The sequence below is a fragment of the Parerythrobacter lacustris genome (assembly GCF_024626475.1).
GTDB lineage: Bacteria > Pseudomonadota > Alphaproteobacteria > Sphingomonadales > Sphingomonadaceae > Parerythrobacter_A > Parerythrobacter_A lacustris.
Window position 1 is genome coordinate 77,728 of the sequence record NZ_JANKHH010000004.1, and the last position, 25,871, is coordinate 103,598.

At 65.5% G+C, this 25,871-nt stretch carries 23 protein-coding genes; 17 read left to right on the forward strand and 6 right to left on the reverse strand.

Annotation, left to right across the window (positions count from 1 at the left end):
• Positions 1-11: 11 nt before the first annotated feature.
• Genes ilvD through NSO95_RS06950 form a run of 4 tightly spaced genes read left to right on the forward strand, consistent with a single transcriptional unit; the run spans position 12 to position 4,686 of the window.
• Positions 12-1,733 (forward strand): dihydroxy-acid dehydratase, encoded by a 1,722-nt coding sequence (ilvD, locus tag NSO95_RS06935; RefSeq protein ID WP_257595454.1) that lies wholly within the window; start codon positions 12-14, stop codon positions 1,731-1,733.
• Positions 1,714-2,094 carry a hypothetical protein gene (locus NSO95_RS06940; RefSeq protein ID WP_257595455.1) on the forward strand — a complete coding sequence of 127 codons (381 nt, stop codon included), beginning with the start codon at positions 1,714-1,716 and terminating at the stop codon, positions 2,092-2,094. Before ilvD ends, NSO95_RS06940 begins: the two co-directional genes overlap by 20 nt.
• Positions 2,069-3,496 (forward strand): NAD(P)H-hydrate dehydratase, encoded by a 1,428-nt coding sequence (locus NSO95_RS06945; RefSeq protein WP_257595456.1) that lies wholly within the window; start codon positions 2,069-2,071, stop codon positions 3,494-3,496. Before NSO95_RS06940 ends, NSO95_RS06945 begins: the two co-directional genes overlap by 26 nt.
• Entirely contained in the window at positions 3,493-4,686 is a 1,194-nt protein-coding gene (locus NSO95_RS06950) for a class I SAM-dependent RNA methyltransferase (RefSeq protein WP_257595457.1), read from the forward strand. Before NSO95_RS06945 ends, NSO95_RS06950 begins: the two co-directional genes overlap by 4 nt.
• A gap of 9 nt (positions 4,687-4,695) precedes the next feature.
• Here NSO95_RS06950 and NSO95_RS06955 read toward each other — a convergent pair whose 3' ends face one another.
• From NSO95_RS06955 to NSO95_RS06970, 4 genes are read right to left on the reverse strand one after another with little or no spacing between them, the layout of a single operon-like run.
• Complete coding sequence (locus NSO95_RS06955) at positions 4,696-5,484, reverse strand: hydrolase 1, exosortase A system-associated (RefSeq protein WP_257595458.1); 789 nt, start codon at positions 5,482-5,484, stop codon at positions 4,696-4,698.
• Positions 5,481-6,167 carry a hypothetical protein gene (locus NSO95_RS06960; RefSeq protein ID WP_257595459.1) on the reverse strand — a complete coding sequence of 229 codons (687 nt, stop codon included), beginning with the start codon at positions 6,165-6,167 and terminating at the stop codon, positions 5,481-5,483. Before NSO95_RS06960 ends, NSO95_RS06955 begins: the two co-directional genes overlap by 4 nt.
• Before the next feature lie 2 nt (positions 6,168-6,169).
• Positions 6,170-6,481: an acyl carrier protein gene (locus NSO95_RS06965; protein ID WP_257595460.1), complete on the reverse strand. Its 312-nt coding sequence runs from the start codon at positions 6,479-6,481 to the stop codon at positions 6,170-6,172.
• Between the two features lie 36 nt (positions 6,482-6,517).
• A complete protein-coding gene (locus tag NSO95_RS06970) occupies positions 6,518-7,492 on the reverse strand; it encodes a GNAT family N-acetyltransferase (protein WP_257595461.1) in 975 nt (324 codons plus the stop codon).
• 27 nt (positions 7,493-7,519) lie between these two features.
• Here NSO95_RS06970 and NSO95_RS06975 point away from each other — a divergent pair, with 27 nt between their 5' ends.
• The 13 genes from NSO95_RS06975 to NSO95_RS07035 all read left to right on the forward strand — a co-directional run bounded on the left by NSO95_RS06975 (position 7,520) and on the right by NSO95_RS07035 (position 24,298).
• A complete protein-coding gene (locus NSO95_RS06975; protein ID WP_257595462.1) occupies positions 7,520-9,046 on the forward strand; it encodes an acyl-CoA ligase (AMP-forming), exosortase A system-associated in 1,527 nt (508 codons plus the stop codon).
• Positions 9,043-10,269, forward strand: a complete 1,227-nt coding sequence (locus tag NSO95_RS06980) for a pyridoxal-dependent decarboxylase, exosortase A system-associated (protein ID WP_257595463.1) — start codon at positions 9,043-9,045, stop codon at positions 10,267-10,269. Before NSO95_RS06975 ends, NSO95_RS06980 begins: the two co-directional genes overlap by 4 nt.
• 181 nt (positions 10,270-10,450) lie before the next feature.
• The gene (locus NSO95_RS06985) at positions 10,451-11,095 is read left to right on the forward strand and encodes an XrtA/PEP-CTERM system exopolysaccharide export protein (protein ID WP_257595464.1); all 645 of its coding nucleotides are present in this window, start codon (positions 10,451-10,453) and stop codon (positions 11,093-11,095) included.
• A gap of 16 nt (positions 11,096-11,111) precedes the next feature.
• Complete coding sequence (locus NSO95_RS06990) at positions 11,112-12,635, forward strand: XrtA system polysaccharide chain length determinant (protein ID WP_257595465.1); 1,524 nt, start codon at positions 11,112-11,114, stop codon at positions 12,633-12,635.
• Positions 12,636-12,645: 10 nt separating this feature from the next.
• On the forward strand, positions 12,646-13,731 hold the full coding sequence (locus NSO95_RS06995; RefSeq protein ID WP_257595466.1) for a P-loop NTPase family protein: 1,086 nt from the start codon (positions 12,646-12,648) through the stop codon (positions 13,729-13,731).
• Between the two features lie 6 nt (positions 13,732-13,737).
• Positions 13,738-15,366, forward strand: coding sequence for a preprotein translocase subunit YajC (locus tag NSO95_RS07000; RefSeq protein ID WP_257595467.1), 1,629 nt, complete (start codon positions 13,738-13,740; stop codon positions 15,364-15,366).
• A gap of 17 nt (positions 15,367-15,383) precedes the next feature.
• Positions 15,384-16,529: an XrtA/PEP-CTERM system-associated ATPase gene (locus NSO95_RS07005; protein ID WP_257595468.1), complete on the forward strand. Its 1,146-nt coding sequence runs from the start codon at positions 15,384-15,386 to the stop codon at positions 16,527-16,529.
• A 13-nt stretch (positions 16,530-16,542) separates the two neighbouring features.
• A complete protein-coding gene (locus tag NSO95_RS07010; protein ID WP_257595469.1) occupies positions 16,543-17,445 on the forward strand; it encodes an XrtA system polysaccharide deacetylase in 903 nt (300 codons plus the stop codon).
• Positions 17,442-18,506 (forward strand): FemAB family XrtA/PEP-CTERM system-associated protein, encoded by a 1,065-nt coding sequence (locus NSO95_RS07015; protein ID WP_436278025.1) that lies wholly within the window; start codon positions 17,442-17,444, stop codon positions 18,504-18,506. Before NSO95_RS07010 ends, NSO95_RS07015 begins: the two co-directional genes overlap by 4 nt.
• A complete protein-coding gene (locus tag NSO95_RS07020) occupies positions 18,506-19,738 on the forward strand; it encodes a TIGR03087 family PEP-CTERM/XrtA system glycosyltransferase (protein WP_257595471.1) in 1,233 nt (410 codons plus the stop codon). Before NSO95_RS07015 ends, NSO95_RS07020 begins: the two co-directional genes overlap by 1 nt.
• Positions 19,728-21,281, forward strand: a complete 1,554-nt coding sequence (xrtA, locus tag NSO95_RS07025; protein ID WP_257595472.1) for an exosortase A — start codon at positions 19,728-19,730, stop codon at positions 21,279-21,281. Before NSO95_RS07020 ends, xrtA begins: the two co-directional genes overlap by 11 nt.
• A gap of 10 nt (positions 21,282-21,291) precedes the next feature.
• Positions 21,292-23,190, forward strand: coding sequence for an XrtA/PEP-CTERM system amidotransferase (locus tag NSO95_RS07030; protein ID WP_257595473.1), 1,899 nt, complete (start codon positions 21,292-21,294; stop codon positions 23,188-23,190).
• A gap of 148 nt (positions 23,191-23,338) precedes the next feature.
• The gene (locus NSO95_RS07035) at positions 23,339-24,298 is read left to right on the forward strand and encodes a crotonase/enoyl-CoA hydratase family protein (protein ID WP_257595474.1); all 960 of its coding nucleotides are present in this window, start codon (positions 23,339-23,341) and stop codon (positions 24,296-24,298) included.
• On the opposite strand, the gene zapE is transcribed toward NSO95_RS07035, so the two are convergent.
• Positions 24,295-25,413 (reverse strand): cell division protein ZapE, encoded by a 1,119-nt coding sequence (gene zapE / locus NSO95_RS07040; RefSeq protein WP_257595475.1) that lies wholly within the window; start codon positions 25,411-25,413, stop codon positions 24,295-24,297. The two genes, NSO95_RS07035 and zapE, sit on opposite strands and share 4 nt — an antisense overlap.
• Entirely contained in the window at positions 25,410-25,871 is a 462-nt protein-coding gene (locus NSO95_RS07045; protein ID WP_257595476.1) for a PaaI family thioesterase, read from the reverse strand. The genes zapE and NSO95_RS07045 overlap by 4 nt, the downstream gene beginning before the upstream one ends.

A 25,871-nucleotide genomic window follows, 5' to 3' on the forward strand; every position in this document is an offset into this window, starting at 1 on the left:
GAGAGGGGCCAATGACCGCCAAGTTCGACAAATCCCGCCTGCCAAGCCGCCACGTTTCGGTCGGCCCGGAGCGCGCGCCGCACCGTTCCTATTATTATGCGATGGGGCTCACCGAGGAGGAGATTGCGCGCCCGTTCGTCGGCATCGCAAGCGCGGGCAATGACAGCGCGCCGTGCAACACCACGCTCGATGCGCAGGCGGATATCTGCCGCCAGGGAGTGAACGAGGCGGGCGGGATGCCGCGCCGCTTCAACACTATCACCGTAACCGACGGTATCGCGATGGGCCATCAGGGCATGAAGAGCTCGCTGGTCAGCCGCGAGGTGATCGCCGATTCGGTCGAGCTGTCGGTGCGCGGGCATTGCTATGACGCGCTGGTTGGCTTTGCCGGTTGCGACAAGAGCCTGCCCGGCATGATGATGGCGATGCTGCGGCTCAATGTGCCGTCGATCTTCGTCTATGGCGGCTCGATCCTGCCGGGCAGTTTCCACGGCAAGGACGTGACGGTGGTCGATGTGTTCGAGGCTGTCGGCCAGCATGCGGCGGGCAATTGCCCCCTGCAGGAGCTGATCGCGCTGGAGAAGGTCGCCTGCCCCGGCCACGGTGCCTGCGGCGGCCAGTTTACCGCCAACACCATGGCCTGCGTCGGCGAGGCAATCGGATTGTCCTTGCCGAACAGCAATATGACCCCCGCACCTTACAGGTCGCGTGAGGAAATCGCAGTGACAGCGGGGCGACAGGTGATGGCGCTGCTGGAGCGCAATCTCCGCCCACGCGATATCTGCACCCGCGCAGCGTTCGAGAATGCCGCCCGGGTTGTGGCGGCGACGGGCGGCTCGACAAACGCCGCGCTCCACCTTCCCGCCATGGCGAACGAATGCGGGATCGAGTTCGACCTGTTCGACGTCGCTGAGATATTCAAATCAACACCTTACATCGCGGATTTGAAGCCGGGCGGGAAGTATGTTGCCAAGGACATGCACGAGGCGGGCGGAGTCTATATGGCGATGAAGACGCTGCTCGACGGAAGTTTCCTCGATCCTGAGCCGCTGACTGTTACCGGCAAGTCGATCGGCGAGAACCTCGAAGAGATCACATGGAACCCCGACCAGAAGGTGTTCTACGATGTGAAGACCCCGATCACTCCCACCGGCGGTGTGGTCGGCCTGAAAGGCTCGCTCGCGCCCGACGGGGCGATCGTCAAGGTCGCGGGGATGGAACGACTCCGGTTCAGCGGCCCCGCGCGGGTGTTCGATTGCGAGGAGGAAGCCTTCGCCGCGGTCGAGCGGCGCGATATCGCCGAGGGCTGCGTGATCGTGATTCGCTACGAAGGGCCGAAGGGCGGTCCCGGCATGCGCGAGATGCTCTCGACCACCGCCGCGCTTTACGGCCAGGGCATGGGCGAGAAGGTCGCGCTGATTACCGACGGGCGGTTTTCCGGCGCGACGCGCGGCTTCTGCATCGGTCATGTCGGCCCTGAAGCCGCCGATGGCGGGCCGATCGCGCTGGTTGAGGATGGCGATACAATCACCATCGACGCCGTCGTGGGCACGATCGAGCTCGAGGTTTCCGAAAATGTGCTGGCCGAGCGGCGCAAGGCGTGGCAGCCGCGCGCGAACGACTACCAGTCGGGCGCGCTGTGGCGCTATGCCCAGAACGTCGGCCCCGCGAGCGGCGGCGCGGTAACGCACCCGGGTGCGCGGACGGAAAAGCATGTCTTTGCGGATATCTAGCCTCGGCTTCGCAGCGCTCGCGCTGGCGGGCTGTTCGGGCGAAGCGCCGGTCCAGCCGCAGGCGGAGGAGGGCGCGAAGCCGATCGATTGCGCGCTGGGCGAAGGGAGCGATTTCGGCGCCTATTGCTTCGTCGAGAACGGCGAGGTGGAGGGGCAGGAAGTGCTGACGATCCGGCACCCCGACGGGGGCTTTCGCCGATTTACTGTCAACCCCGACGGTAGCGGTCTTTCGGTCGCGGACGGGGCAGACGCGGCGCGAAATGCGTTGATAGAGAATGGCGAACGGCTCGAAGTGGTTGTCGGGGAGGACCGCTATCGCCTACCCGTGCGGGACCATGACGCAGGCGCTCCGAAAAACTGACCAGGTGCTCACCGTCGCCCAGATGCAGGCGGCGGAGCAGGCGCTTATTGATGCCGGGACCAGCGTGAACGAACTGATGCAACGCGCTGGGCGCGGCGCGGGCGAGATCGTCTGGCGGATGGCGGCGGGGCGCAAGGTCACTGTGCTGTGCGGGCCGGGCAACAACGGCGGCGACGGCTATGTCATCGCGCAACTGCTGCACGAACGCGGGGTGCCGGTGCGGGTGGTCGCGCCGATCGAGCCGAAGACCGATGCGGCGAGGAGCGCCCGTGCACTTTACACCGACGCGATGGCGGCGAGCGGCATGGGTATTTCGGGCGCGGTGTTCGTCGACTGCCTGTTCGGCAGCGGGCTGACCCGCGAGCTGTCCAACGAACTGGCCGGGCTGGTCGAAGGGCTGTTCCTGTCACATGAGATGGCGGTCGCGGTCGATCTGCCGAGCGGGGTCGAGGCGGACAGCGGCCAATGCTTAGACCGGCTCGGCGAGTATCGCGCCACCATCGCGCTGGGGGCATGGAAGTTCGCGCATTTCAGCGGGCCTGGCGCGACCCAGATGGGGCGGCTGCATCTCGTCGAGATCGGTGTGCCGAAGGTCGGCAGCGGCGCCTACCTCATGCCGCGCGCGCGCATTGCGCCGCCGTGGCTCGGCGCGCACAAATATACCCGCGGGCTGCTCGCGGTGATCGCCGGGCAGATGCCGGGCGCGCCGATGCTGGCCGCCAAAGCCGCGATGCGCGCCGGGGCCGGCTATGTGAAGCTGTTCACCCCCGAAATGCCCCAAGGCGTACCATCCAGCCTCGTGGTCGATACGCAGGCGCTCGACGTATCGCTCGAGGATCCGCGGATCGACGCGCTGCTGATCGGGCCGGGGCTGGGGCTGGGCGAGGATGCGCGCGAGCGGTTACGGCTCGCGCTCGACCTCCAACTGCCCACCGTGCTGGATGCCGATGCGCTGCACCTGCTCGACTATGCGATGCTGCAGGATGCCGAGCCCGAGAACATTGTCGTCACCCCGCACGACGGCGAGTTGCGGGCGCTGTGCGAGACCTTCGGTGTAACCGGTGACTGCAAGCGCAGCCGCGCGGCGGGGCTGCAGGCCGCGACGGGTATGGCGGTCATCGCCAAGGGGGCCGACACGACCGTCCACGGCGAGGGGGAGTTGAACGGCGAGACGATCCTCACCGGGCTGTTCCGCCCCGCGCCAAGCTGGCTTTCGGTCGCGGGGAGCGGCGATGTGCTCGCCGGGATCGCCGCCAGCCGGCTTGCAAGCGGCGAAGAGCCCTTCGATGCGGCGGTGCAGGCGGTCTGGCTGCACGGCGAAGCGGCACGTCTCACAGGTCCCGCATTCACCGCCGACGATCTTGCCGCGCAGGTTTCTGCCGCGATGGCCGCGCTGCGTTGAGCGAATTCTCCGAAATTGTCCGCGTTGCCGCCAAGGGTGACGGGGTGACATCGGACGGGCGGCATGTGCCGCTCGCCGCGCCGGGTGACCGGGTCGCGGCCGATGGCACGGTTCTAGCCGGGCCGCACCACGCTGATCCGCCCTGCCGCCATTTTCCGCAGTGCGGCGGGTGCCAGTTGCAGCATCTCGACGAGGATAGCTGGCATGCATTCGTCACCGCGCGCGTGGTCAATGCGGCAACGGGTCATGAGCTCGTTCCGGAGGAGGTGCTCACGACCTGGTGCTCGCCCCCTGCCAGCCGGCGGCGCGCGACGCTGCATGCAATTCGGGGCAAGGGCGCAGCAGTCGGTTTTCGCGAGCAGGGTTCGCACCGCATCGTCGACCAACGCGAATGCCCGGTGCTGCGGCCGGAGTTGCAGGCGCTGGTCGGGCCGCTGCGGGAATTGCTCGAAGCGCTCGGCGGGAAGGGCGGCTGCGATGTCCACCTCGCGCTCGCCGAGCAGGGCGTAGTATGCGAGTTGCGCAAGCTGGAAGTCGACGGGCTGCGCACCATCGAGCGGCTGACCGAATTCGCCCAGAACCACGGTCTTGCTAGATTGACTGTCGACCAAGGCTACGGCGCGGAGACGCAATGGGAGCCAGAGCCTGCGACGGTTCGCCTTGGCGGCGTGTCGCTCGGTCTGCCGCATGATGCGTTCCTCCAGCCGACCGAGGATGGCGAGGCCGCGCTGCTCGCCGATGCGCGCGAATGGCTGGCGGGCGCGACGACGGTCGCCGATCTGTTCGCGGGACTGGGTACTTTTGCCTTCGGCCTTGCAGGCCAGTCCAAAGTCCTCGCGGTGGAAGCAGCGCGCGATTCTCATCTCGCGTGCAGGGCCGCTGCGGCTGTGCAGGGCCTGCCGGTTCACGCACTGCATCGCGACCTGTTCCGCACCCCGTTGACGACCAGCGAACTGAACCGGTTCGGCGCGGTCCTGCTCGACCCGCCCCGGGCGGGCGCACGCGAGCAATGCGCGCAGCTCGCCGCAAGCACGGTCGAGCGGGTGGTCTACATCAGCTGCAACCCCTCAAGCTGGGCGCGTGATGCGCGGCAACTGGTCGAGGGCGGCTATCGCCTCGCCAAGCTGCGTCCCATTGGCCAGTTCCGCTGGTCGACCCATGTCGAGCTCGCCAGCCTGTTCGTGCGCTAGATCAATCTCTTATCGGCGCAACATGGCAAGAATCTGCTGGTCCAGCCAGTCGCGCGCATGGGGCTCGACATAGGCGTGGCTGGCCCCTTCGCAGCGGCGAACTTCACCCTGATTTTCAGCCGATAGATCACTCGGCCACTGCGCCTCGAACACTTGCGCGGTGCGGTCGTTGGCGGCGAGCAGGATCACATAGGGCTTGCCGGAAGCATCGAGCCCGCGTGCCATTTCCTGTGCGAGGCTGCTTGGTGCGGGCGCGCGCGACGTGGCCTGGCGCAGGCCGCCCGCCAGCCTCGCGAGGCTGACCTTGCCGGTCGCCAAGCGGAGCAATTCGCGCGGATTTTTCAGTTTTTCGAGGTAGCGGGAGCGGACCGCTGCAGGCGGGAGCGCCCCGGTGTCGTCCTCGATCGTCCACGGGTTGGACAGGACCAGCGCATCGCACAGATCGCCCTGCGCCAGCATCAGCGCGCTGGCGGCGTCGCAATTGCCGAAGGCGACGACGCGCTGCATATTCGGCGCAATCGCCCGAAAGGCTTCAAGCGCGGCGTAGATGTCCTTCCCGCTCTTGCGGAAGCCGCGATTCTCTCCATCGCTGTCGCCTACACCGCGCCGGTCGAAGCGGAACACGGGGAACCCCGCCGCCGCGATCCGGGCGGCAAGGCGGGATTGGCCCTGGAATGCGCCCGAGCGGATTTCGTTGCCCCCGCTGACGATCAGCAGGCCGGTGGTGCCGGGTGCGGTATCGATCGTGCCGACGCAAGTCCGCCCCTGGCATTCGAAGGTTAGGTGCAGGCGGCTCATTCGCCCGTCAGCCCGATCGCAATGATGGCGGCAAGCGCATCGGCCTGCTCCGGATCCTCGTCCGGTTCGGCGCGCAGCCACAGCGGACTGCCGCCGATCGTCTCGTGGTCGATATCGATGGCGGAGGAGGCTGTCGGCACATCGGATTCGGTAAGGCCGTGGTAGAATCGGCTACCGATTTCCCATCCCGCCGCGACGATCCCTTGCGTGTCGGCGAGCTTGGAAAGTTCGGCCATCGTTTCCTTGTTTCCGGTTTCCTGCGACGCGATCGTGCGCGCCCGCAGCAAGGCGCGGACGGCGTTGCGCCCGGCGATTGGCGCATAACGCCAGCCGGGCAAATCGGCCGGCGCAAAGATCGCGCCGCTCCTGACGCAAAAACAGTGTGTTGCGCGGAAATGTTCGGACGCGGCAACCGCAGCTGTCCTGAGTGTTTCGAGCGTGACGTCGCGCTGTGCGACCAGGCTGTCGTTCGTTCCGGGCAGGTCGGGAAGGAAGCTGTCGATCCCCGAAAGGTCGAGCCGGTGCATGATTTCAACCAGTTGCCGGCGAAACTTGTTGGCTTCGTCGAACAGCGGCGGGACCACCAGCAGGCGATGCTTGCGCCCCTTGTCGAACACCAGCGCGGCTTCTTCGCGTGTCCCCCCGCCGATATCGGGAGCGGGCCAGGCGGTCACTGCCCGCATAGTCAGCCTTCGATCACCTTCATCTCGGCAAAGGCGAGCAACGCACCATAGGTTTCGAGCATTTCGCCGTCGACATCGTCATCCTCGATCACGATATCGAGCCGGTCTTCCATCTCGGTCAAAAGGCCGGCGACGGCCATCGAATCGAGTTCGGGCAGATGGCCGAACAGGCCGGTTTCGCCATCGAACGCCTCGACCGTCTCGCGGTCCAACCCCAGCACATCGGCGATGATCGCGCGCAGTTTGTCGTCGATCGCCTGTCGGCTTGGCGGCAAACCGCGCCGCTGGTGGTCCTGCTCGGTGCTGCCGGTCATAATGCGCCGCAATCCCCTGACTATGCGGCGCTGCCCTTAGCCCCCGGTCTTGCTCGCCGCAAGCCGCCTGACAAGGCGCTTCACCAGTGCGGGCCAGGCGCGCGGGTTGCCCGGGTTGAGACAGTCGATCCGGTAGCGCGGGCGGTCGAGTTCCATCCAGTCGCGCTTGTAGGGATCGTTGCCGGTGCCGAAATCGATAAGCGCGACCTGGTCGACATCGATCACCCGTTCGAACAGCGCAGCGCTGAGCGTGGTCCCCGCACTGAGGTGCTTCATCGCCTCGAGATGCGCCAGCTTGTGGATGTAGGCGGTTCCATCTTCCACCGTCCAGAACTGCGCTGCGACCGGCTCGCCAGCGTGACGCGCGATCCCCAGCCGCATTCGCCCTGCCGCCGCCTCGGCCTCGGCAAAGCGGCGCAGCAGCACAGGGTCGCCCTCTTCGGGCTTCCAGCTTTCGGCATAGATCGCCTCGTAGTCAGTCCAGGCAACTGCGTCGAAATCGGTAAGGATTGCGACCTCGACTTTCTTCGCCTTGCGTTTGAGCGTGGTGCGCATCTGGCCCGGGCGGGTGGCCCAGTAATCGGCAAAGTTGCGATCGCCCACCTCGAGCACGTGGTTGTGGTCGCACTGGGTGCGCTCGACGTGCCAGCCGGAGGCGCGGAACGCTCGTTCCAGCCGGGTCGAATCGCCCGATTCGCCGGGCACCGGTGCCATGACGATCCGCGAGCGCCCGCGCCGCAATCTACGGGCGAGCTCTGCCAGCAGTTCGGCATCGTCGCCATGCGGGGCCCAGGTGAAGCTGTACCAGTTGGTGAGCGCATCGAGCCTATCGTCGTGGTCTGCGAAGCACAGCGCCACCTGCCGCCCGTCCTTCTCGGCCGTGGCGATCAGCACCTTCTCTGCCCGTTCCTCTACCAAGGCGAGCCATTCGGCGCGCGCAAACGGGCCCATCGGCACGAAATTCATCGCTTGCAGGGCGTTAACCGTCTTATGGTAGCTGACCGTCGTCACCTTCGAATCCTGCCTTGCCGGAGCCTCATGTCCCTAGCGTCTATTCCCGTTGCGAAGCCGCTCGACCATCTGGCCGAATGCGGAGCCGCTGGCGACCCCGCGCTGGTGTTGCGCGCCGAGACGCTTACTTTCGAGGCCTTAAGAAGCCGTGTTTCGCGCCTCGCGCAATGGCTGGCGGACCGCGTTCCCGAAAAGGGCTCTAGGGTGGCAAGCTGGGCAGCTAAGGGTGAATTGACCTGCCTCATGCCGCTCGCCGCAGCGCGAGCGGGCCTGATCCACGTTCCGATCAACCCGCTGCTCAAGCGCGCGCAAGTAGCGCATATTCTCGCCGATAGCGGCGCGGTGCTGCTGGTCGGTACCAAATCGCGCATCGCCTTATTGGAAGAGGGCGATATCGACCCGAACTGCCGCGCGATCGAGGAGGGTGAAGCGCTCGCGCAGGCGATTGAACTGCCGTCCGGTCTCCCGCCAAGCGAGGCCGACCCTTCGAACCTCTGCGCCATCCTCTACACCAGCGGGTCGACCGGGCGGCCCAAGGGCGTGATGCTGAGCCATGCGAACCTGTGGCTCGGCGCGGTGAGCGTGGCGGATTACCTCGACATGGCGAAGGATGACGTCACGCTGGCGGTGTTGCCGCTGTCGTTCGACTACGGGCAGAACCAGCTCTTCAGCACCTGGTACGCAGGCGGCTGCGTGGTGCCGCTCGACTATCTCTTCCCGCGCGACGTCGTGAAGGCCTGCGCGAAGCATGGCGTCACGACGCTCGCCGCCGTGCCGCCGCTATGGGTCCAACTGACCGAGATCGACTGGTCCGAAGAGGCCGTGACGTCGATGCGCCGCCTGACCAACAGCGGTGGCGCGCTGACGACCGATCTGGTGCGCGATCTGCGCCGGATTTTCCCCGCTGCGCTGCTGTTCCCGATGTACGGGCTGACCGAGGCGTTCCGCTCGACCTATCTCGACCCTTCGCTGGTTGATAGCCACCCGACCTCGATGGGCAGCGCGATTCCCTTCGCCGAAATCCTTGTGATCGATGATCGGGGCAATATCGCCGCACCGGGCGAGGAGGGCGAGCTGGTCCATTGCGGGCCGCTGGTGGCGCAAGGATACTGGCAGGACCCCGAACGTACCGCCGAACGGTTCAGGCCCGGCCCTGCAGCCTCCGAATTCGGCGGCATGGCGGTGTGGTCGGGCGATCGGGTCAAACGCGATGGAGACGGATTGCTATATTTCGTCGGGCGGCGCGATGCGATGATCAAGAGCGCGGGCAACCGTATCAGTCCGCAGGAAGTCGAGGACGCCGCGCTCGCCAGCGGGCTGGTGGCCGAAGCGGTGGCGCTGGGCGTAGCGGACGAACGGCTCGGCCAGGCGGTGCATCTGGTGGTGCGCGCCGATCCGGGCGCGAGCGATGCCGAAGCGGCTCTGCCAAAATTCCTCGCGCGCGAACTGCCCAATTTCATGCAGCCGCAGGCGATCCACTGGCGCGCGGAGATGCCGCTCAATCCCAACGGCAAGATCGACCGCACCGCACTCAAGCAGGAGATTGGCGGATGAAGCCGCTCGGCCCGATACCCGCCGGATTCGAGACCATTGATGGCGAGCTGGCGATTGGCGGCATGACCGCAAGCGCACTGGTCGAGCAGGCGGGGCGCACCCCGCTCTTCGTCTATTCGCGCGCGCATCTGGACCGCCGGATGGCCGAATTGCGCGCCGCCGTGCCCACGCGGATCGGCATCAATTACGCGATCAAGGCCAACTCCTTCGCGGGGGTGCTCCAACATATGGCCGCGCTGGTAGACGGTTTCGACATCGCTTCGGGCGGCGAGCTGGCGATGGCGCAGGCGGCAGGTCTCGACCCCGCGCGGATCAGTTTCGCTGGCCCTGGCAAGCGCGACAGTGAGCTCGAATCGGCGATCGCAGCGGGCGTGACGCTCAACTGCGAATCGGATGGCGAGGTCGATCGGGCGCTGGCCATCGGCGCGCGCCAGGGTATCGCGCCGCACATCGCCCTGCGGGTCAACCCCAGCTTCGAGCTGCGCGGATCGGGCATGAAGATGGGCGGCGGAGCCAAGCCCTTCGGCATCGACGAGGAACTGGTGCCAGCTATCGCGCGCAAGGCGATTCTGGCAGGGGCCGAGTGGCGCGGGCTGCATATCTTCACCGGTAGCCAGGCGCTGTCGGCCGAAGCGATCATCGAGACGCAGGGTAATGTGCTCGATCTTGCAAGCCGTCTGGCCGACGAGATCGGCGCGCCGCTGCCCAAACTCAACATGGGCGGCGGGTTCGGCATCCCCTATTTCCATGGCGACGAGCCGCTCGACATTGTCGCCATCGGTGCAGCTTTGGGGGAACGACTGGCGAGTCTGCCGGAGATACTCATCGATACCGAGCTCTGCATCGAACTCGGCCGCTATCTCGTCGGCGAAGCGGGGGTTTACCTGACCCGCATCGTCGACCGCAAGGTCAGCCACGGAACCACCTTCCTCGTCACCGACGGGGGGCTGCACCACCAGCTCGCTGCCTCGGGCAATTTTGGCACCGTGGTGCGCCGCAACTATCCGGTCGCTATCGCGAGCCACTTCGATGCGGCGGCGGAAGAAGAGGTCTATGTCGTCGGGTGCCTGTGCACTCCGCTCGACCGGCTGGCCGATGGCGCGATGCTGCCACGCGCGGATGTCGGCGATCTGGTCGCGGTGTTCTGCGCCGGAGCCTACGGCGCCAGCGCCTCTCCCAGCGCGTTCCTCGGGCAGGGGCCGGCAGCCGAAGTGCTGGTTTAACCTTTGCAGTCAAGCCGTCCCGGAATGGGACTTGGGCTTACTAAACATCGGGAAACGCAAAAAGGCTAACCGGATGTTCACCCTTTTTGGCGAGGAAGGCCGCCTGTCCCGCGGGTGCGGAAGGCCAGGTCGCTCCTGCCTTGCGCGCAATGCCCGCCCAACCAGGCAAGGATGCGCATCGATGCCGAAGTACCGTTCCACCGTCCTCCTCGCGAGCAGCGCGATCGCCGCGCTTGCATTGCAGGGCTGCGCCACATCCAGCGGCCCCGAACTGCCGCCGGCCAATGTCGTGCCGCTGCAGGAAGGGCCGGGCGAGGAATACATCATCGGCCCGATGGACGAGCTGACGATCCACGTCTGGCGCAACCCTGAACTCGGCGCCGAGAAGATCCAGGTCCGCCCCGACGGGCGCATCACCACGCCGCTGGTGACCGACCTGCCGGCGGCGGGCAAGACCCCGACCATGCTGGCGCAGGATATCCGCCTGCAGCTCTCGCAATATATCGAGGAGCCGCTGGTTTCGGTGATCGTCAACCAGGCGAACAGCACCTTTGGCCAGCAGATCCGGATCATCGGCGCGACCGAGAAGCCCGCTTCGATGCCCTATCGTGCGAACATGACCGTGCTCGACGCGATGATCGCAGTCGGCGGGCTCAGTGAATTCGCGGCTGGCAACCGGGCCAAGCTGATCCGCTTCGACAAGCAGAAGGGCCGGCAGGTCGAATACAGCCTGCGGCTCGGCGACCTGCTCAAGAAGGGCGAAAGCCGCGCCAACGTCCTGCTGATGCCGGGCGACGTGATCATCATCCCGGAAAGCATGTTCTGAGAAGGCGGCCGAGAGAATGAACGAAGTCTTCGAAGATCTGCGGACAGCGGTCTATTCGGTCTGGCGGCGACGCTGGCTGGCGCTGTGCGTGGCCTGGGGCGTGTGCGTACTGGGCTGGCTGGTGGTCGCGCTGATCCCCAACAAGTACGAATCAAACGCGCGGATCTATGTCCAGCTCGACGATGTGCTCGCCGAACAGCTCGAGATCGCGGGCGGCGCCGAGCGCGACATCACCCGCGTCCGCCAGACGCTCACCAGTTCGGTCAATCTCGAGAAGGTCATCCGCTCGACCCGGTTGGGCGAGGGGGTCGACGATCCGCGCAAGATGCAATCGGCGATCGAGAGCCTGACCAAGGCGGTCGAGATCAAGAGCGAAGAAGACAACCTGTTCGAACTCGCTGCCGAGATCGGCAAGAGCGACCTGTCCGATTCCGAGAACGCCAAGCTGGCGCAGGACGTGGTGCAAAAACTGATCGACATCTTCCGTGAGGAAAACATCGCCGGCAACCGCGGCGAAGTGGCCGAGACGGTGGTGTTTCTCGACAAGCAACTCGAAGACCGCAAAGAAGAACTCGAAGCCGCCGAACAGCGCCGCATCGCGTTCGAATCCGAACATCCCGATTTGATTGGCGGGGCCGACGGCGTATCCAGCCGGTTGCAGACGATCCGTTCCGAGCTGCGCGATGTCGAGGCCGACCTTGCCGCCGCTTCGGCAGCGCTCGCGGGGATCGACGGCCAACTCGCCGGCACCCCGCGCACTGTGGCTGGCGGCGCAGGCGACACCGGCAGCGCCCGCGCGGCACTGGGACAGGCACAGTCGAATCTCGCCGGCTTGCAAGCGCGCGGCTTGACCGACAGCCACCCCGATGTCGTCTCGGCGAAGAAGCAGGTCGATCTGCTCCGCCGTCAGGCTGCAAACGAGAATCCCAACACTACGGGTTCGCCCAATCCGGCCTACAGCGCACTGCTGTCGATCAAGTCCGAGCGGCAGGCGAACGTCCAGGCGCTATCGGCCCGCAAGGCGGCGCTCAACGCGGACCTCTCCTCCCTGATGGCCAACCAGGCCGACGAACCTGCGGTTGCCGCCGAAGCAAACCGCATCAGCCGCGACTATACCGTGCTCAAGGACAAGTATGACGAGCTGCTCAACAACCGCGAAGAAATGCGGCTGCGCGGGCAGGTCGAGAACGAGCGCAGCTCGTTCAAGTTCGAGGTGATCGACCCGCCGACCTCGCCGCGCGTCCCGTCGGCCCCGAACCGGCCGCTATTGTTGCTCGGCGTGCTGTTCGCCGGGATCGCGGCCGGCGTGGGCGCGGCCTTTGCGATCGGCCAGCTCAAGTCGACTTTCTCGACCACAGGCGGGCTCGAGCGGGCGCTCGACCTTCCGGTGCTGGGGGCGATTTCGCAGACGCTGACCGATGCCAAGCGGCAGCTCCAGCGCAAGCGGATGAAGCAGTTCTACGGTGCCTCAGCGGCGCTGGGCGGCCTCTGCGTCGCCCTGCTGGCGATCGAGTTCGTCCAGCGCGGCATGGTGGCGTGAGGAGCGAGAGATGACCGAACATACCAAGATCCCGCTCCCCGGTGGCGAAGAGCCCAAGGAAAGCTCGCTGTTCGAACGCGCCAGCGGTGCCTTCGGCTTCGATCCGTTCAAGCCGGCCCCGATCAAGGGCAAGCTGCCCGAACCGGAAATGAAGCGCGCCAAGGTGCGGCAGAAGGTGGAGGCGCCCGAAGTCCTGGCAGTACCGGCTCAGCCACCTCACGTCCAGCCACCTCAAGCTCCGGCACCTGCAGTCCCGCAGACGCCGCTGACGACCTCCTCGCCTATCCCCGTCGCCTATGAAGCGCCGGTGCCTGCGCCCATCGCGCCGTCGGAAGTCGTCGTGCAGCAGGACGTCGGCTGCGTCGAACTGTCCGGGCCGACCTTCGATGTCGACCGCGAGCATCTGCGCGAACAGGGACTGATCGTGCCTGAGGCGACCGCCGGTGCGCTGCGCGAGGAATTCCGTATCGTGAAACGCCAGCTGCTCGGCACCGCGAGACAGAAGGGCACTGCGCTTTCGCGCCGCATCCTGGTCTCCTCGCCGCATCCGGGCGAAGGCAAGACCTTCTGCGCGTCAAACCTCGCGATTTCGATGGCGTGCGAGCGTGACGGCGAGGTGCTGCTGGTCGATGCCGATTTCGCCAAGCCGTCGATTCTCTCGACCTTCGGCCTGCCCAAGGGGCCGGGCCTCATGGACTGCCTGGCCGACGAATCGATCAAGCCGGAAGATCTGGTGCTCGGGACCGATATTCCGGGGCTGTGGATCCTGCCCGCCGGCAACCAGACCAATACCGACAGCGAATACCTTTCGAGCGAACGCACCGCCGAGGTGCTCGACCGGCTGACGATGGGTGCGCCGCACCGGATGGTGATCTTCGATTCGCCGCCGGCACTCGCTGCCTCGCCGGCGGCAGAACTGGCTAAGCATGTCGGGCAGACGGTGCTCGTCGCGCGCGCCGATGTAACCGGGCGCAATGCGCTCGAGGATGCCTATCGCCTGCTTTCCGGCTGCAGCGACGTGAAGCTGCTGCTCAACGCGACCCAGTTCAGCCCGAGCGGGCGGAACTTCGGGTCTTACTACGGTTACGGGGAGTAACCCGCTATGACGCGTCTCATCCTTCTTGCCGGCAGCGCGGTTTCCGTGCTGGCCCTTGTAACCCCTGCCGTAGCGCAGGAGAGCGAAGAGGGCCGCTCGCAGCGGACCACTGTTCAGCCCTATATCGAAGTGAGCCAGATCGGCGTGGTCACCCTCTCGCCCGACGAGGATGCGGTGACCTACACTCAGGCCGCGGTCGGGGTCGATGCGCAGGTCAACGGGCGCAACACCGGCGGCTCGCTGTCGATCCGCTACGAATACAACAAGAGTTATGACGACGACACGCCCGACAGCGACACCGTAAGCGGTGTGGCACGCGGTTACGCCTCGATCGTGCCGCAGGTGCTTACCGTCGACGTCGGCGGCCTTGCTGCGCGGACACGGGTCGACGGCAATGGCGGCGCGACGCTCAACCCGCTCAATGGCGAGGACAGCGAGAGCCGGATCTATTCCGCCTATGCAGGACCTACGCTCAACACACGGGCAGGCGATGTCGCCATCGCGGCGCAGTACCGCGTCGGATACACCAAGGTCGAGCAGCCGGATGCACTGGTGCTCACACCTGGCGCCGATCCGGTCGATGTGTTTGACGACAGCATCAGCCAGCGCGCCTCGGTGCATGTCGGGACCAGCCCCGGCGAGCCGCTGCCCATTGGCGTCGGCCTCGGGGCTGGCTGGGCGCAGGAAGATGTCTCCAACCTCGACCAGCGGGTGCGTGACATCTACGCGCGCGCCGATGTGACCGTTCCGGTCTCGCATTCGGTCGCGCTGGTGGGCGGGATCGGCTACGAGGATGTCGTGGTTTCCAGCCGCGATGCGTTGCTCGACACCAACGGCCAACCGGTCATCGGCAACGATGGCCGTCTGGTGACCGACAAAAGCCAGCCACGCCAGATCGCGTTCGAGGCTGATGGCCTGATCTGGGATGCCGGGGTCGTCTGGCGGCCGAGCAGCCGCACTGCGTTCGAGGCGCACTACGGTCGCCGCTACGATTCGGACACCTACCATGGCAGCTTCGCCTGGGCGCCGAGCAGCCGCAGCTCGCTCAACGTGTCGGTCTACGATTCGGTTTCGGGCTTCGGCGGGCAGCTCAACACCGCGCTCGCCAACCTGCCGACCGAATTCAACGTCGCACGCAATTCGCTGACCGGCGATCTCGGCGGCTGTGTCGCCAGCGTCGAAGGCAGCCAGTGCCTCACCGGCGCGCTCGGTTCGGTCCGCTCGTCGGTGTTCCGCTCGCGCGGGGTTTCGGCCAGCTACACCACTGCAATCGGCCGGATGACGGCGGGAATCGGCGCGGGTTACGACCGGCGCAAGTTCCTCGCACCCGAAAACACCGTGCTCGCCGACGCGAACGGCGTGGTCGACGAAGCCTTCTACGGTTCGGTCTTCCTTTCGGGCGATCTGGGTCGCCGCGCCAATTTCAGCACCAACGCCTATGCCACCCTGTTGCAGAGCGGCTTCGACCAGCAGGGCGAAGTCCTGGCGACCGGTGCATCGGCTTCGTACAACCGGTCTTTGACCGACCGCCTGTCGCTGCGCGCGGCGGTTGCACTCGACCATATCGATAGTGACCTCGATCTCGAGGACCTGACCGCCGCATCGGGCCTGCTCGGCCTGCGCTACGGTTTCTGACGCTGGGGGACGTAACAATGTTCGACGATTTCTATGGGCTTACGGGGCGTCCGTTCCAGCTGACCCCCGACCCGAATTTCTATTTCGAGAGCACGACGCACCGCAAGGCGCTGTCGTACCTCGGCTATGGCCTCGCGCAGGCGGAAGGCTTCATCGTCATCACCGGCGAAATCGGCTCGGGTAAGTCGACTCTGGTCGCGCATCTGATGCAGAAGATCGACCGCGAGCAAATGACCGTGGGCCAGGTGGTGACCAGCAACCTCGATGGCGAGGAACTGGTGCATGTCGCGGCGCAGAGCTTCGGGCTCGACGTCGAAGGCCACGACAAGGCAGCTGCGCTCGGTGCGATCGAGAGCTTCCTCCACGACGAAGCGCGCGCGGGCCGCCGCTGCCTGCTGGTGGTCGACGAATCGCAGAACCTGTCGGTCGAGGCGCTCGAAGAGCTGCGCATGCTGTCAAACTTCCAGCTCGGCGCGCATCCGCTGCTCCAGCTGCTGCTACTCGGCCAGCCCGAATTCAAACAGGTCCTCGCGCAGCATGGCGAGCTCGAGCAGCTACGCCAGCGGGTGATCGCGGCGCATCATCTCGAAGCGATGGAGCCGGGTGAAATCGAGCCCTACATCAAGCACCGCCTCGAATGCGTCGGCTGGCAGGGCAACCCCGATTTCGACCAGCGCGTATTCGCCGAACTCTACACCGCGACCGGCGGTATCCCGCGCAAGGTCAACCAGGTGGTGACCCGCCTGCTGCTGCTCGGCGCGGTCGAGCAGCGTTCGCGGATCGACAACGCCATGCTGAGTTCCGTCCTGTCAGAAATGCAGCACGACAACGCTTTCCCCGAAGCCGCGCCCAAGCCGATGGAAAAGCTCTCGCCGGCTCCCCCGCCAGGCCCGGTCAAGCACGTTGCCTACCCGCAGCCAGCGCCTCCCGTGCGGGTCGAGGCCCTGCTGGCAGAGCGTGACGCACAGATCTCGGAATTGCAGCAGGCGGTCGTCGAGCTGGCCGAAAGCGTCGAGAACGGCAGCGGAAGCGGATCGGACGAGATCAAGCACCGGATCGATGCGCTCGAACAACGGCTCGAAGAGCAGGAGCGCATGGTGCGCCACGTCCTGACCATGATGATCGAATGGATGGAAAGCAGCCAGTCGCGCGCTGCTGCCTGAGGAGTTCCGACCGATGAAACATGCGCCGATCGAGGCTGCTCCGGTCGTCAATGGCCCGATCGTCAACGGCCTGTCGGTCGATGTCGAGGACTGGTTCCAGGTCGGTGCGTTCGAGAACGTCATCGGGCGCGGCGACTGGGACAGCCTGTCGCTGCGCGTCGAGGACAACGTGCTGCGCATCCTCGACCTGTTCGACGAGGCGGAAGTCAAGGCGACTTTCTTCACTCTCGGCTGGGTGGCGAAGCGCCATGGCGCGCTTATGCGGCGGATCGTGGAAGCGGGGCATGAACTGGCCAGCCACGGTTACGATCATGCGCGGGTCTTCACCTTCGACCGGAAGGAATTCGCCGAAGATATCCGCAAGGCGCGGACTATCCTCGAGGATGCTTCGGGTGCGAAGGTGATCGGCTATCGCGCACCGAGCTTCTCGTTCGACCAGCGCACCCCATGGGCCTATATGGAACTCGCCGAGCAGGGCTACGCCTATTCTTCCAGCGTCGCACCGGTGGCGCATGACCATTATGGTTGGAAGGAAGCTCCGCGCTTCGCGTTCAAACCGCTGCCGTGGTCCGATCTGGTCGAAATCCCGGTCACCACAGCGATTCTCGGCGGCAAGCGGGTCGCGGCGGGGGGCGGGGGCTTCTTCCGCGTGCTGCCCTACGGCTTCTCGCGCTGGGCGATCCGGCAGGTCAACCGCCGAGATGCCCGGCCGGCAGTGTTCTATTTCCACCCGTGGGAGATCGATCCCGACCAGCCGCGCGTCCCCAATGCGCCGATCAAGTCGCGGCTGCGGCACTATACCAATCTCGACCGGATGGCCCCCAAGTTGCGCGAACTGGTGCACGAATTCGCCTGGGGGCGAATGGACGTGCTGGCGCACCGTGAGGCGGCCATCGCGGAAGAGCTGGCGGCGTGAATGCGCCTTTTCCCCTGGCCATGGAGACGGTGAGCCTCGTCGACCTGCGCGATCCCGGTGAGGTTGCGCGGATCGAAGGCTTCGTCGCCGAACACAGGGGGAGCCTGTTTCATCGCCCGGCATGGCTGCACGCGGTCGAACAGGGGACGGGGCAGCGCGCGTTGGGGCTGGTTGCCGAGAAATGCGGATCGCTCACCGGCTGGTTACCCTTGACCGATGTCCACTCCCCGCTGTTCGGGCGGGCGCTGGTTTCTAGCGGTTTTGCCGTTGGCGGCGGGCCGCTGGCTGAGCGCGAGAGCACCGCAAAACAGCTCTGCCGCTCGGCACAGGAAATGGCTGTTCGCCTCTCCTGCTCGGGGATCGAACTTCGCTCGGGCGGCGCTCCGGCGGACTGGGAAAGCTGGGATCACACCCACTGCGGTTTCGAGCGGGCGCTCGCCGACACCGACGAAGCCGAACTGCTGGCGGTGCCGCGCAAGCAGCGCGCCGAAGTGCGCAAGAGCCTCGATCTCGACCTTGATGTCTCGGTCGGCAGCGGGCCACAAGATCGGGCAGCGCATTATGCGGTCTATGCCGAAAGCGTGCGCAATCTCGGTACGCCCGTTTTCCCGCGCAGCCTGTTCGATGCGATGCTCGACCGGTTCGGCGACGATGCGGACATCATGACAATCCGCCATCGCGGTGAGGCGGTGGCGAGTGTGCTTTCGTTCTACCATCGCGGCGCGGTGTTGCCGTATTGGGGCGGCGGCACCCTTGCCGCCCGCGTCCTGCGCGCCAACGAGCGGATGTATTTCGAACTCATGCTGCATGCGCGGCGCAAGGGCTGCGATAGCTTCGACTTCGGACGCTCGAAAACCGGTAGCGGACCTTACAGTTACAAGAAGAACTGGGGTTTCGAGCCCCAACCGCTGAGCTACGCGCGCTGGACCGCGCCGGGCGCGACGCCGCGCGACATCGATCCGACCAGCGACGCCTATTCGACAAAGATCGCACTGTGGAAGCGGTTGCCGCTTGCCGTCGCGAATGCTGTGGGTCCGCATATCGCCAAAGGACTGGCGTGATGGGCGAAATCCTGTTCCTCGCGCACCGGATCCCGTTTCCGCCAGATCGCGGCGACAAGATCCGTTCGCACCACCTGCTGAGGGCGCTAGCAGCCATCGCGCCGGTCCATGTCGCGACCTTTGGCGAAACCGATGCCGACATGCTGGCTGAACTTGAGCTGGCGGCGGTCGCTGCATCGCACCGGCTGGTCCGCCGCACCAAGCCGCTGAACCGGGCAGGGATCGAGGCGCTGCTCTTCGCCAAGCCGGTCAGTCTTACGGCGTTCGACCATCAGGACCTGCGCACATGGATCGCGCGAGTGCTTTCCGAACGGCCGATCGACACGATCTTCGTCTTTTCCGGCCAGATGGGCCAGTACATTCCGCCGGACTTCGCCGGGCGCGTGGTGGTCGATCTATGCGACGTCGATTCCGCCAAGTTCGAAGCCTATGCGGAAAAAGGTCACCCGCCGCGTTCGATCATCGACCGGCGCGAAGGAAAACTGCTGGCGAAGGAAGAATCCTGCCTGGCCGCGCGCGCCGAACGGGTGTTGCTCGTCAGCGCGAACGAAGCCGCATTGTTCCGGGGCCGGATCGCTGCACCGATGCAAGGCAAGGTAGCGGCGCTGCGCAACGGGATCGACGCAAGGTTCTTCGACCCGGAAAAGGCGGGCGGGGAGTCACCCTTTGATGGGCAAGTGGGGCCGCATTTGGTCTTTACAGGCCAGATGGATTACCCGCCCAACATCGCGGCGGTCACGCGGGTTGCCCGCTCAATTCTTCCGGAAATCCGCAAGACCCATCCCGACGCCCGTTTCCACATCGTCGGCCGCGCGCCGACCGAGCAGGTCCGGCGGCTCGGGCAGATCTCCGGAGTCGAGGTGTGGGGCGAAGTGCCCGATGTGCGGCCCTATCTCGCCCATTGCGACGTAGTCCTTGCGCCGCTCATGATCGCGCGCGGGATCCAGAACAAGGTGCTCGAGGCGATGGCGATGGCGCGGCCGGTCGTCCTGTCGCCCGAGGCCGCCAACGGCATTGATGGCGGGGACGGCGAGCATTTCCTCGTGGGCCGCGACGATGCCGCGCTGACCGGCCACATTCTTGATCTGTTGGCCGATCCCCAACGGGCAGGCGCAATTGGCCTTGCAGCACGCGAGTACGTGGTCGCCCACCAGAGCTGGGAAGCGATGCTGAAGGGCATGGCCGCGATCGTCGGGCGTGAACCGGAAAACGAGGCACGCCGTGTCGCCTGAAGCCGCCGCCGCAATGCCTCAGGCGGGCAAGTCGCTCCTGACGGCCTGGCGCAGCGGGTTGATCCGGCTTGCCGCCGCGTGGCTCGCGCTGGGTATCGCCACCTGGCGCGACTGGGCGGCGATGCTCGACCAGTGGTGGAACATCTCGACCTATAATCACATCCTGTTCGTCCCGCTGATCGTCGGATGGCTGATCCATTTGCGCCGCCGCGAACTGGTGGAGATCGAGCCCGCGCCTTGGTGGCCGGGTCTCGCCCCGCTGGCTGCGACAATGCTGGTCTGGCTGATCGGTTCGGTTGCCGGGGTCAATATCGTCAGCCAGACCGGCGCGGTGGCGAGCCTGATCGTGATCGTGCCCGCCATCCTCGGTCCGCGCGTCGCGCTCGCCTGTGCTTTTCCGCTAGCCTACCTCCTGTTCCTCGTTCCATTCGGCGACGAGATGGTCCCGACCCTGCAAATGGTCACCGCCGACATTGTTATCTGGCTGACCCACCTGAGCGGGATCGAGGCGGTAATCGACGGCGTGTTCATCGACACACCAGTGGGCCTGTTCGAAGTTGCCGAGGCCTGCTCGGGCGTCAAATTCCTCGTTGCCATGATCGCGCTTGGCGTGCTGGTCTGCTACGCCTGCTTCCGGGGCTGGATGCGCCGTGCGATCTTCATGACTGCCGCGATCGCTCTGCCGATACTTGCCAATGGCGTCCGCGCATGGGGCACGATCTTCATCGCGCAGTCGCAGGGCATCGAATTTGCCGTGGGCTTCGATCACATATTTTACGGCTGGGTGTTCTTCGCCATTGTCGTGTTCCTGCTGCTGGCGGCATTCTGGCGCTGGTTCGACCGCGAACCCGACGAGCTCGGCCTCGATTTTCAGGACCACGTCCATAGCGACTGGTTGGCCCGGCTGTCCGGCGCGGATGCGAAACCCCAGGCGCATCTCGCTTCGGTTGTTGCGCTGCTTTCGGTCGTGTTCGCCTGGAACCTCTCCGTCTCTTCGGTCGAGGCGGCTATCCCGGAGCAGATCGAATTGCCGCAGGTGAATGGCTGGCAGCGCGTTGACCCTGTGTCGCAGGTGGATTGGCAGCCGCGCTTTGCGGGGGCCGATCATACTCTGTTCGGGCGCTACCGCGACGCAGCGGGGCGCGAAGTGGATGTCGCCTATGCGCTCTACGCTGCGCAATCCGAGGGTCGCGAAGCTGGCGCAGCGGGCGAGGGCGCGCTGATTCCCGACACCCCGTGGCGCTGGGTCGCGCCCTGGATCACCGATACCGAAGCCATGGGCGAAGAGTTGATGGCCTATGGCGACCTGCGCCGCCATGCGGTCACCAGCTACCGCACCGGTGATACGCTGACCGGCAGCGCGGCGCGTCTCAAGCTGCACTCGATGAAGGGTCGATTGACCATTGCCGGCGAGCCAACCATGACCCTCATCCTTTCGGTCGAGGGAACCGATAGCCGAACTGCCGAGCAGACCATCGCCGATTTCACCGCAGCTACCGGTGATCGCGGCGAATGGATGGACCGCATCGCCGGGCTGCGATAGGGCGCGCGCCATGTGCGGGATCGCGGGCATCTTTCATCACGGCACGGCCAAGCCGGTCGATCCTATGCGGGTCGAGCGGATGTGCGACGCGCTGGTTCATCGCGGCCCTGACGGATCGGGTGTGTGGACCGTGCATGGCATCGGCCTCGGTCATCGCCGCCTCTCCATCATTGATCTCGCCGGCTCTCCGCAACCGATGCATTCGGTCGACGGGCGCGCGGTGATCGTGTTCAACGGCGAGATTTACAACTACCAGGAACTGCGCCGCGAACTCGTTGCCGATGGGGCGAAGTTCCGCACGCAGGGCGATACCGAAGTCATCCTCGCGGCATGGCAGCGCTGGGGCGTCGGTTGCCTCGAACGGCTGCATGGCATGTTCGTCTTCGCAATCTATGACCTCGACAAGAAGCAGTTATTGCTCGCGCGCGACCGGCTGGGGGTGAAGCCGTTGTTTACCGTGCAGCTTAGCGACGGGAGCCTCGCCTTCGCGTCTGAGCTGAAAGGCCTGCTGGCGCATCCGCTGCTCCGCCGCGAGGTCGATCCGCTGGCGATCGAGGACTACATGACCTGGGGTTACGTCCCCGATCATCGCAGTTTCCTCAAGGGTGTGAGCAAGCTCCCCGCCGGGCATTTCCTTCTGCTCGAGCAGGGCAAGGGAATGCAGCCGACGCGACAGTGGTGGGACATCGATTTCCGCCACCGCCACAAGGGCAAGGCGGAAGACCTGTCGGTCGAACTGCTGCACCACCTGCGCAGCGCGGTGACCTCGCGCATGGTGGCGGATGTGCCGCTGGGCGCGTTCCTTTCGGGCGGGGTCGACTCCTCTTCGGTGGTTGCGCTGATGGCCGAAGCGAGCGCCGAGCCGGTACGGACCTGCTCGATCGGATTCGATGTCGCCGCGCTCGACGAAACCGCCTATGCCGATCAGGTCGCCAGGCTCTTTCATACCGATCACCGTTCGCGGCAGGTCGATCCCGACGATTTCGGGGCGATCGATACGCTTGCCGGGATGTTCGACGAGCCCTTTGCCGATGCTTCCGCATTGCCGACCTGGCGGGTCAGCCAGCTGGCGCGCGAAACGGTGACAGTGGCCCTGTCGGGAGATGGTGCGGACGAAGCCTTTGCTGGTTACCGCAGGCAGGTGTTCCATGCACGCGAGGAACAGGCGCGGGCGGTGCTGCCGCAGGCGCTCCGGGGGCCGGTGTTCGGCGGACTGGGTAAGGTGTGGCCGAAGGCGGACTGGGCACCGCGGCCCTTGCGGGCAAAGTCGACCTTGCTGTCGCTCGCGGGTGAAGGCGAGGCGGGATACGCCGCCGCGCTCGCGGTTACCACGCCGATGCAGCGCGGTGCGATCTATTCGCAGCGGTTCGCTAAAGGGCTGGGCGGCTATCGCGGCGAGCAGCCATTCATTGATCTGATGCGCAAGGCTCCGGCCACCAGCGGGCTCGACCGGGCGCAATATGCCGATCTCAAGTTCTGGCTTCCGGGCGATATCCTGACCAAGGTCGATCGCACCAGCATGGCGGTAAGTCTGGAGGCACGCGAGCCGCTGCTGGACCACAGGTTGATCGAGTTCGCCGCCGGCCTGCCGCACCGCCTGCGCATTCGCGGCTCGCAGGGCAAATGGCTGCTCAAGCACACGATGGAGCGCTATCTGCCGGAGGATATCCTCTACCGCCCGAAGCAGGGTTTCGTGACCCCGATCAGCCACTGGTTTCGCGGCCCGCTGGCGGGAGAGGCGCGAGCCCTGGCAGACAGCTCGCTCGCCGTGCGCGCAGGATGGTTCGAACGCGGGAGCGTTGCCCGGATTGCAGAGCAGCATATCGCCGGAACATCGGACCATGGCCGGCTGCTGTGGCAACTGGTGATGCTCGAAAGCTCGCTCAGGCATCTCAAGGTTTCCGCCTAAGACTCTGGAAAGGAGTCACAATCCTTCTAGATCGGCCCAATCTGGTGCAGCTTCGAAAAAGCGGCGGAAAATAATAGTTTGCCAACAGAGTCCTGCGTCCTGTAGTTTGCACCGGAACAACAACCGCATTCATGATGAGGGGTCGTCAATGGATCGTGTCGGGCCAGGTCTGGAAAACGTCGCGAGCGAGGCAGCGGAGTCGGTCGATCCGGTGATGCCGCTCGACCAGCGGGACGAAGCTTTTGTAATGCGAAGCGCGATGCCCGAGGGTATCCCGCAAGCCCTGTTCGAACTGACCCAGCTCGAAACCTTCTACCAGGAAGAATATCAGGCGCTCTGGAGCTATATGCGCCCCAATGGGCGCCCGAGCTTCACCCCGCCGATGCTGGGGGAATTCGAACGCTGGCAGGACCTGATCGGAAAGAGCTTCGGCTCCGGCGGCGTTCCGCTGCGCTATCTCATCCTCGGTAGCCGCTCGCCCGGAGTGTTCTGCTTCGGCGGCGATCTCGACCTGTTCCAGCGCCTCATCCGCGATCGCGATCGCGACGGGCTGGTGCGTTACGGCCACCGCTGCTGCAAAATACTCCACCGCAACATGAACACGCTCGACATTCCGATGTTGACCATCGGGCTGGTCGAAGGCGCGGCGCTCGGTGGGGGGTTCGAAGCGTTGCTGTCGTTCGACTATATCGTGGCGGAGCGCGATGCCACCTTCGGCCTGCCCGAGGTGATGTTCGGCCTGTTTCCCGGCATGGGCGCGCATGCTTTCCTCAGCCGCAAGCTGGGCAGCGCGATGGCCGACCGGCTGATCGTGTCGAACGAAACCTATACCGCCGAACAGATGTACGAGATGGGCCTCGTCCATGTGCTCGCCGAACCGGGTGAGGGGCTCAATGCCTGCCGCGAATTCATCCGCAAGTCTGAACGGAGGCATGCCGGCCTCGTCGGCGCGCGCAGGGCGACCAGGATCGCGTGGAACCTAGAATTGCAGGAACTGACCCGGATCACCGAACTGTGGGCCGACACCGCGCTCCAGCTGAGCGAGCAGGACCTGCGGATCATGAACCGGCTGACCAGCGCGCAGCAAAGGCTCGCCGACGCCGCCTAGCCGCTCGCGCCGTGGCCAAGCGCCATATATTCGTCGCTCTGCATCTCGTTGAGGCGGCTGACCGTGCGTTCGAACTCGAAGCTGCCGTCGCCCGCCTGATATAGGTTTTCCGGTTCGGCAGCGGCGGTCGCGAACAGCTTAACGCGGTGCTCGTAGAGGGCGTCGATCAGCGTCACGAAACGCGCCGCCTCGTTGCGGTCTTCGGGCCCCATCTGGGGGATGCCGACGATGAAGACCGTGTGGTAATATCTTGCAATCGCGAGATAGTCGCTCGCCCCGCGCGCTTGACGACAGAGCCGGGAGAAGCTGAACACTGCAACGCCCTTGAGCGACTTTGGCACATGGATCGTCCGCCCGCCGCCGACATCGAGCTCGGCGGTCGGGACATGCGCCGCATCCTCGGGCGCGAAATCGGTGAGTTGAAAGAATGCCTGGCGGATGCGGGCGGTTGCCTCCTCACCGATCGGCGCATGCCAGCTGTCGATTCCGCCGATCCGTTCGAGCCGGTAATCCACCGGGCCGTTGAGCGGGACAACATCGAGCCGTTCCTTCACCAGCTCGATGAAGGGCAGGAAATGCTCGCGATTGAGCCCGTCCTTGTAAAGATCGTCCGGCGGGCGGTTCGACGTGGTGACGACGGTGACGCCGCGATCGACGATCAGCGCGCGGAACAGGCGGCTCATGATCATCGCATCGGCGCTGTTGTTGACCACCATCTCGTCGAAGCACAGGCAGCGCACGTCCTCCGACAACTGGACAGCAACGGGCGGGATCGGATCGCCGCTCTCCTTCTTGCGTTCCTCACGCAGCAGCGCGTGAACATCCTGCATGAACGCGTGAAAGTGGACCCTTCGCTTGCGGTTGATCGACAGGCAGTCGTGAAACAGGTCCATCAGCATCGACTTGCCGCGCCCGACACCGCCCCACATATAGACCCCGCACGGTGCAGGCGGCGGCCCCTTGAGCGCGCGCCACAGCACGCTGCCGCGCTTGGGAACGGCCTCGAGTTCCTCCTGCAAACGCCCGAGGCGCTCCGCAGCGGCGCGCTGTTCGGGATCGGGGCGCAGTTCGCCGTTCGCGATCATCGCCTCGTATCGGGCGATCACGCGGCTCATCGCGGCAGGAATTTCCGGACGATGCCGGAGAAGGACGCGACGATCTCGGCCTCGCCTTCTTGCTCCACCGTGCCGCGCACGAAAACCAGCTTGCCGGTTTCGCGCATGATTTCGGTCACTGCATCGAGCGGCTTGTCTCTCTTGCCCGCGCCGGTGAACTGGGTCGACAGCTCAAGCGTGACCGAGGGGCCCGCATTGCCGGTGCCGAGCGTGTGCATGGTGGTGAACAGCGAGATATCGATCAGCGCCAGCGTCACCGCGCCATGCACGATCCCTTGCAGGTTTTCGTGCTTGCGTTCGGGAAACATGCGCAACCGGCTCTTTCCGTCCTCGACCCGGGTGATGAGCTTGCCCATCACCGCGCCGTTGAACAGCGTCGGGTCCTTCAGGTTCCAGTGCTTCCAGCCCGGATTTTCGGGGTCCGGGCTGTGATCGAATACGTCTTCGGAAAGCGCCAC

What these genes read in the sequence shown, in the direction of transcription:
- NSO95_RS06975 (WP_257595462.1), top strand. Translation starts at nt 7,520, where the DNA reads ATGTCCCTAGCGTCTATTCCCGTTGCGAAGCCGCTCGACCATCTGGCC.
- NSO95_RS07030 (WP_257595473.1), top strand. Translation starts at nt 21,292, where the DNA reads ATGTGCGGGATCGCGGGCATCTTTCATCACGGCACGGCCAAGCCGGTC.
- NSO95_RS06985 (WP_257595464.1), top strand. Translation starts at nt 10,451, where the DNA reads ATGCCGAAGTACCGTTCCACCGTCCTCCTCGCGAGCAGCGCGATCGCC.
- ilvD (WP_257595454.1), top strand. Translation starts at nt 12, where the DNA reads ATGACCGCCAAGTTCGACAAATCCCGCCTGCCAAGCCGCCACGTTTCG.
- NSO95_RS07035 (WP_257595474.1), top strand. Translation starts at nt 23,339, where the DNA reads ATGGATCGTGTCGGGCCAGGTCTGGAAAACGTCGCGAGCGAGGCAGCG.
- NSO95_RS07000 (WP_257595467.1), top strand. Translation starts at nt 13,738, where the DNA reads ATGACGCGTCTCATCCTTCTTGCCGGCAGCGCGGTTTCCGTGCTGGCC.
- NSO95_RS06940 (WP_257595455.1), top strand. Translation starts at nt 1,714, where the DNA reads ATGTCTTTGCGGATATCTAGCCTCGGCTTCGCAGCGCTCGCGCTGGCG.
- NSO95_RS07020 (WP_257595471.1), top strand. Translation starts at nt 18,506, where the DNA reads ATGGGCGAAATCCTGTTCCTCGCGCACCGGATCCCGTTTCCGCCAGAT.
- NSO95_RS06995 (WP_257595466.1), top strand. Translation starts at nt 12,646, where the DNA reads ATGACCGAACATACCAAGATCCCGCTCCCCGGTGGCGAAGAGCCCAAG.
- NSO95_RS07010 (WP_257595469.1), top strand. Translation starts at nt 16,543, where the DNA reads ATGAAACATGCGCCGATCGAGGCTGCTCCGGTCGTCAATGGCCCGATC.
- NSO95_RS06960 (WP_257595459.1), bottom strand. Translation starts at nt 6,167, where the DNA reads ATGCGGGCAGTGACCGCCTGGCCCGCTCCCGATATCGGCGGGGGGACA.
- NSO95_RS06965 (WP_257595460.1), bottom strand. Translation starts at nt 6,481, where the DNA reads ATGACCGGCAGCACCGAGCAGGACCACCAGCGGCGCGGTTTGCCGCCA.
- NSO95_RS06990 (WP_257595465.1), top strand. Translation starts at nt 11,112, where the DNA reads ATGAACGAAGTCTTCGAAGATCTGCGGACAGCGGTCTATTCGGTCTGG.
- NSO95_RS07005 (WP_257595468.1), top strand. Translation starts at nt 15,384, where the DNA reads ATGTTCGACGATTTCTATGGGCTTACGGGGCGTCCGTTCCAGCTGACC.
- NSO95_RS06980 (WP_257595463.1), top strand. Translation starts at nt 9,043, where the DNA reads ATGAAGCCGCTCGGCCCGATACCCGCCGGATTCGAGACCATTGATGGC.
- NSO95_RS06955 (WP_257595458.1), bottom strand. Translation starts at nt 5,484, where the DNA reads ATGAGCCGCCTGCACCTAACCTTCGAATGCCAGGGGCGGACTTGCGTC.
- NSO95_RS06945 (WP_257595456.1), top strand. Translation starts at nt 2,069, where the DNA reads ATGACGCAGGCGCTCCGAAAAACTGACCAGGTGCTCACCGTCGCCCAG.
- zapE (WP_257595475.1), bottom strand. Translation starts at nt 25,413, where the DNA reads ATGAGCCGCGTGATCGCCCGATACGAGGCGATGATCGCGAACGGCGAA.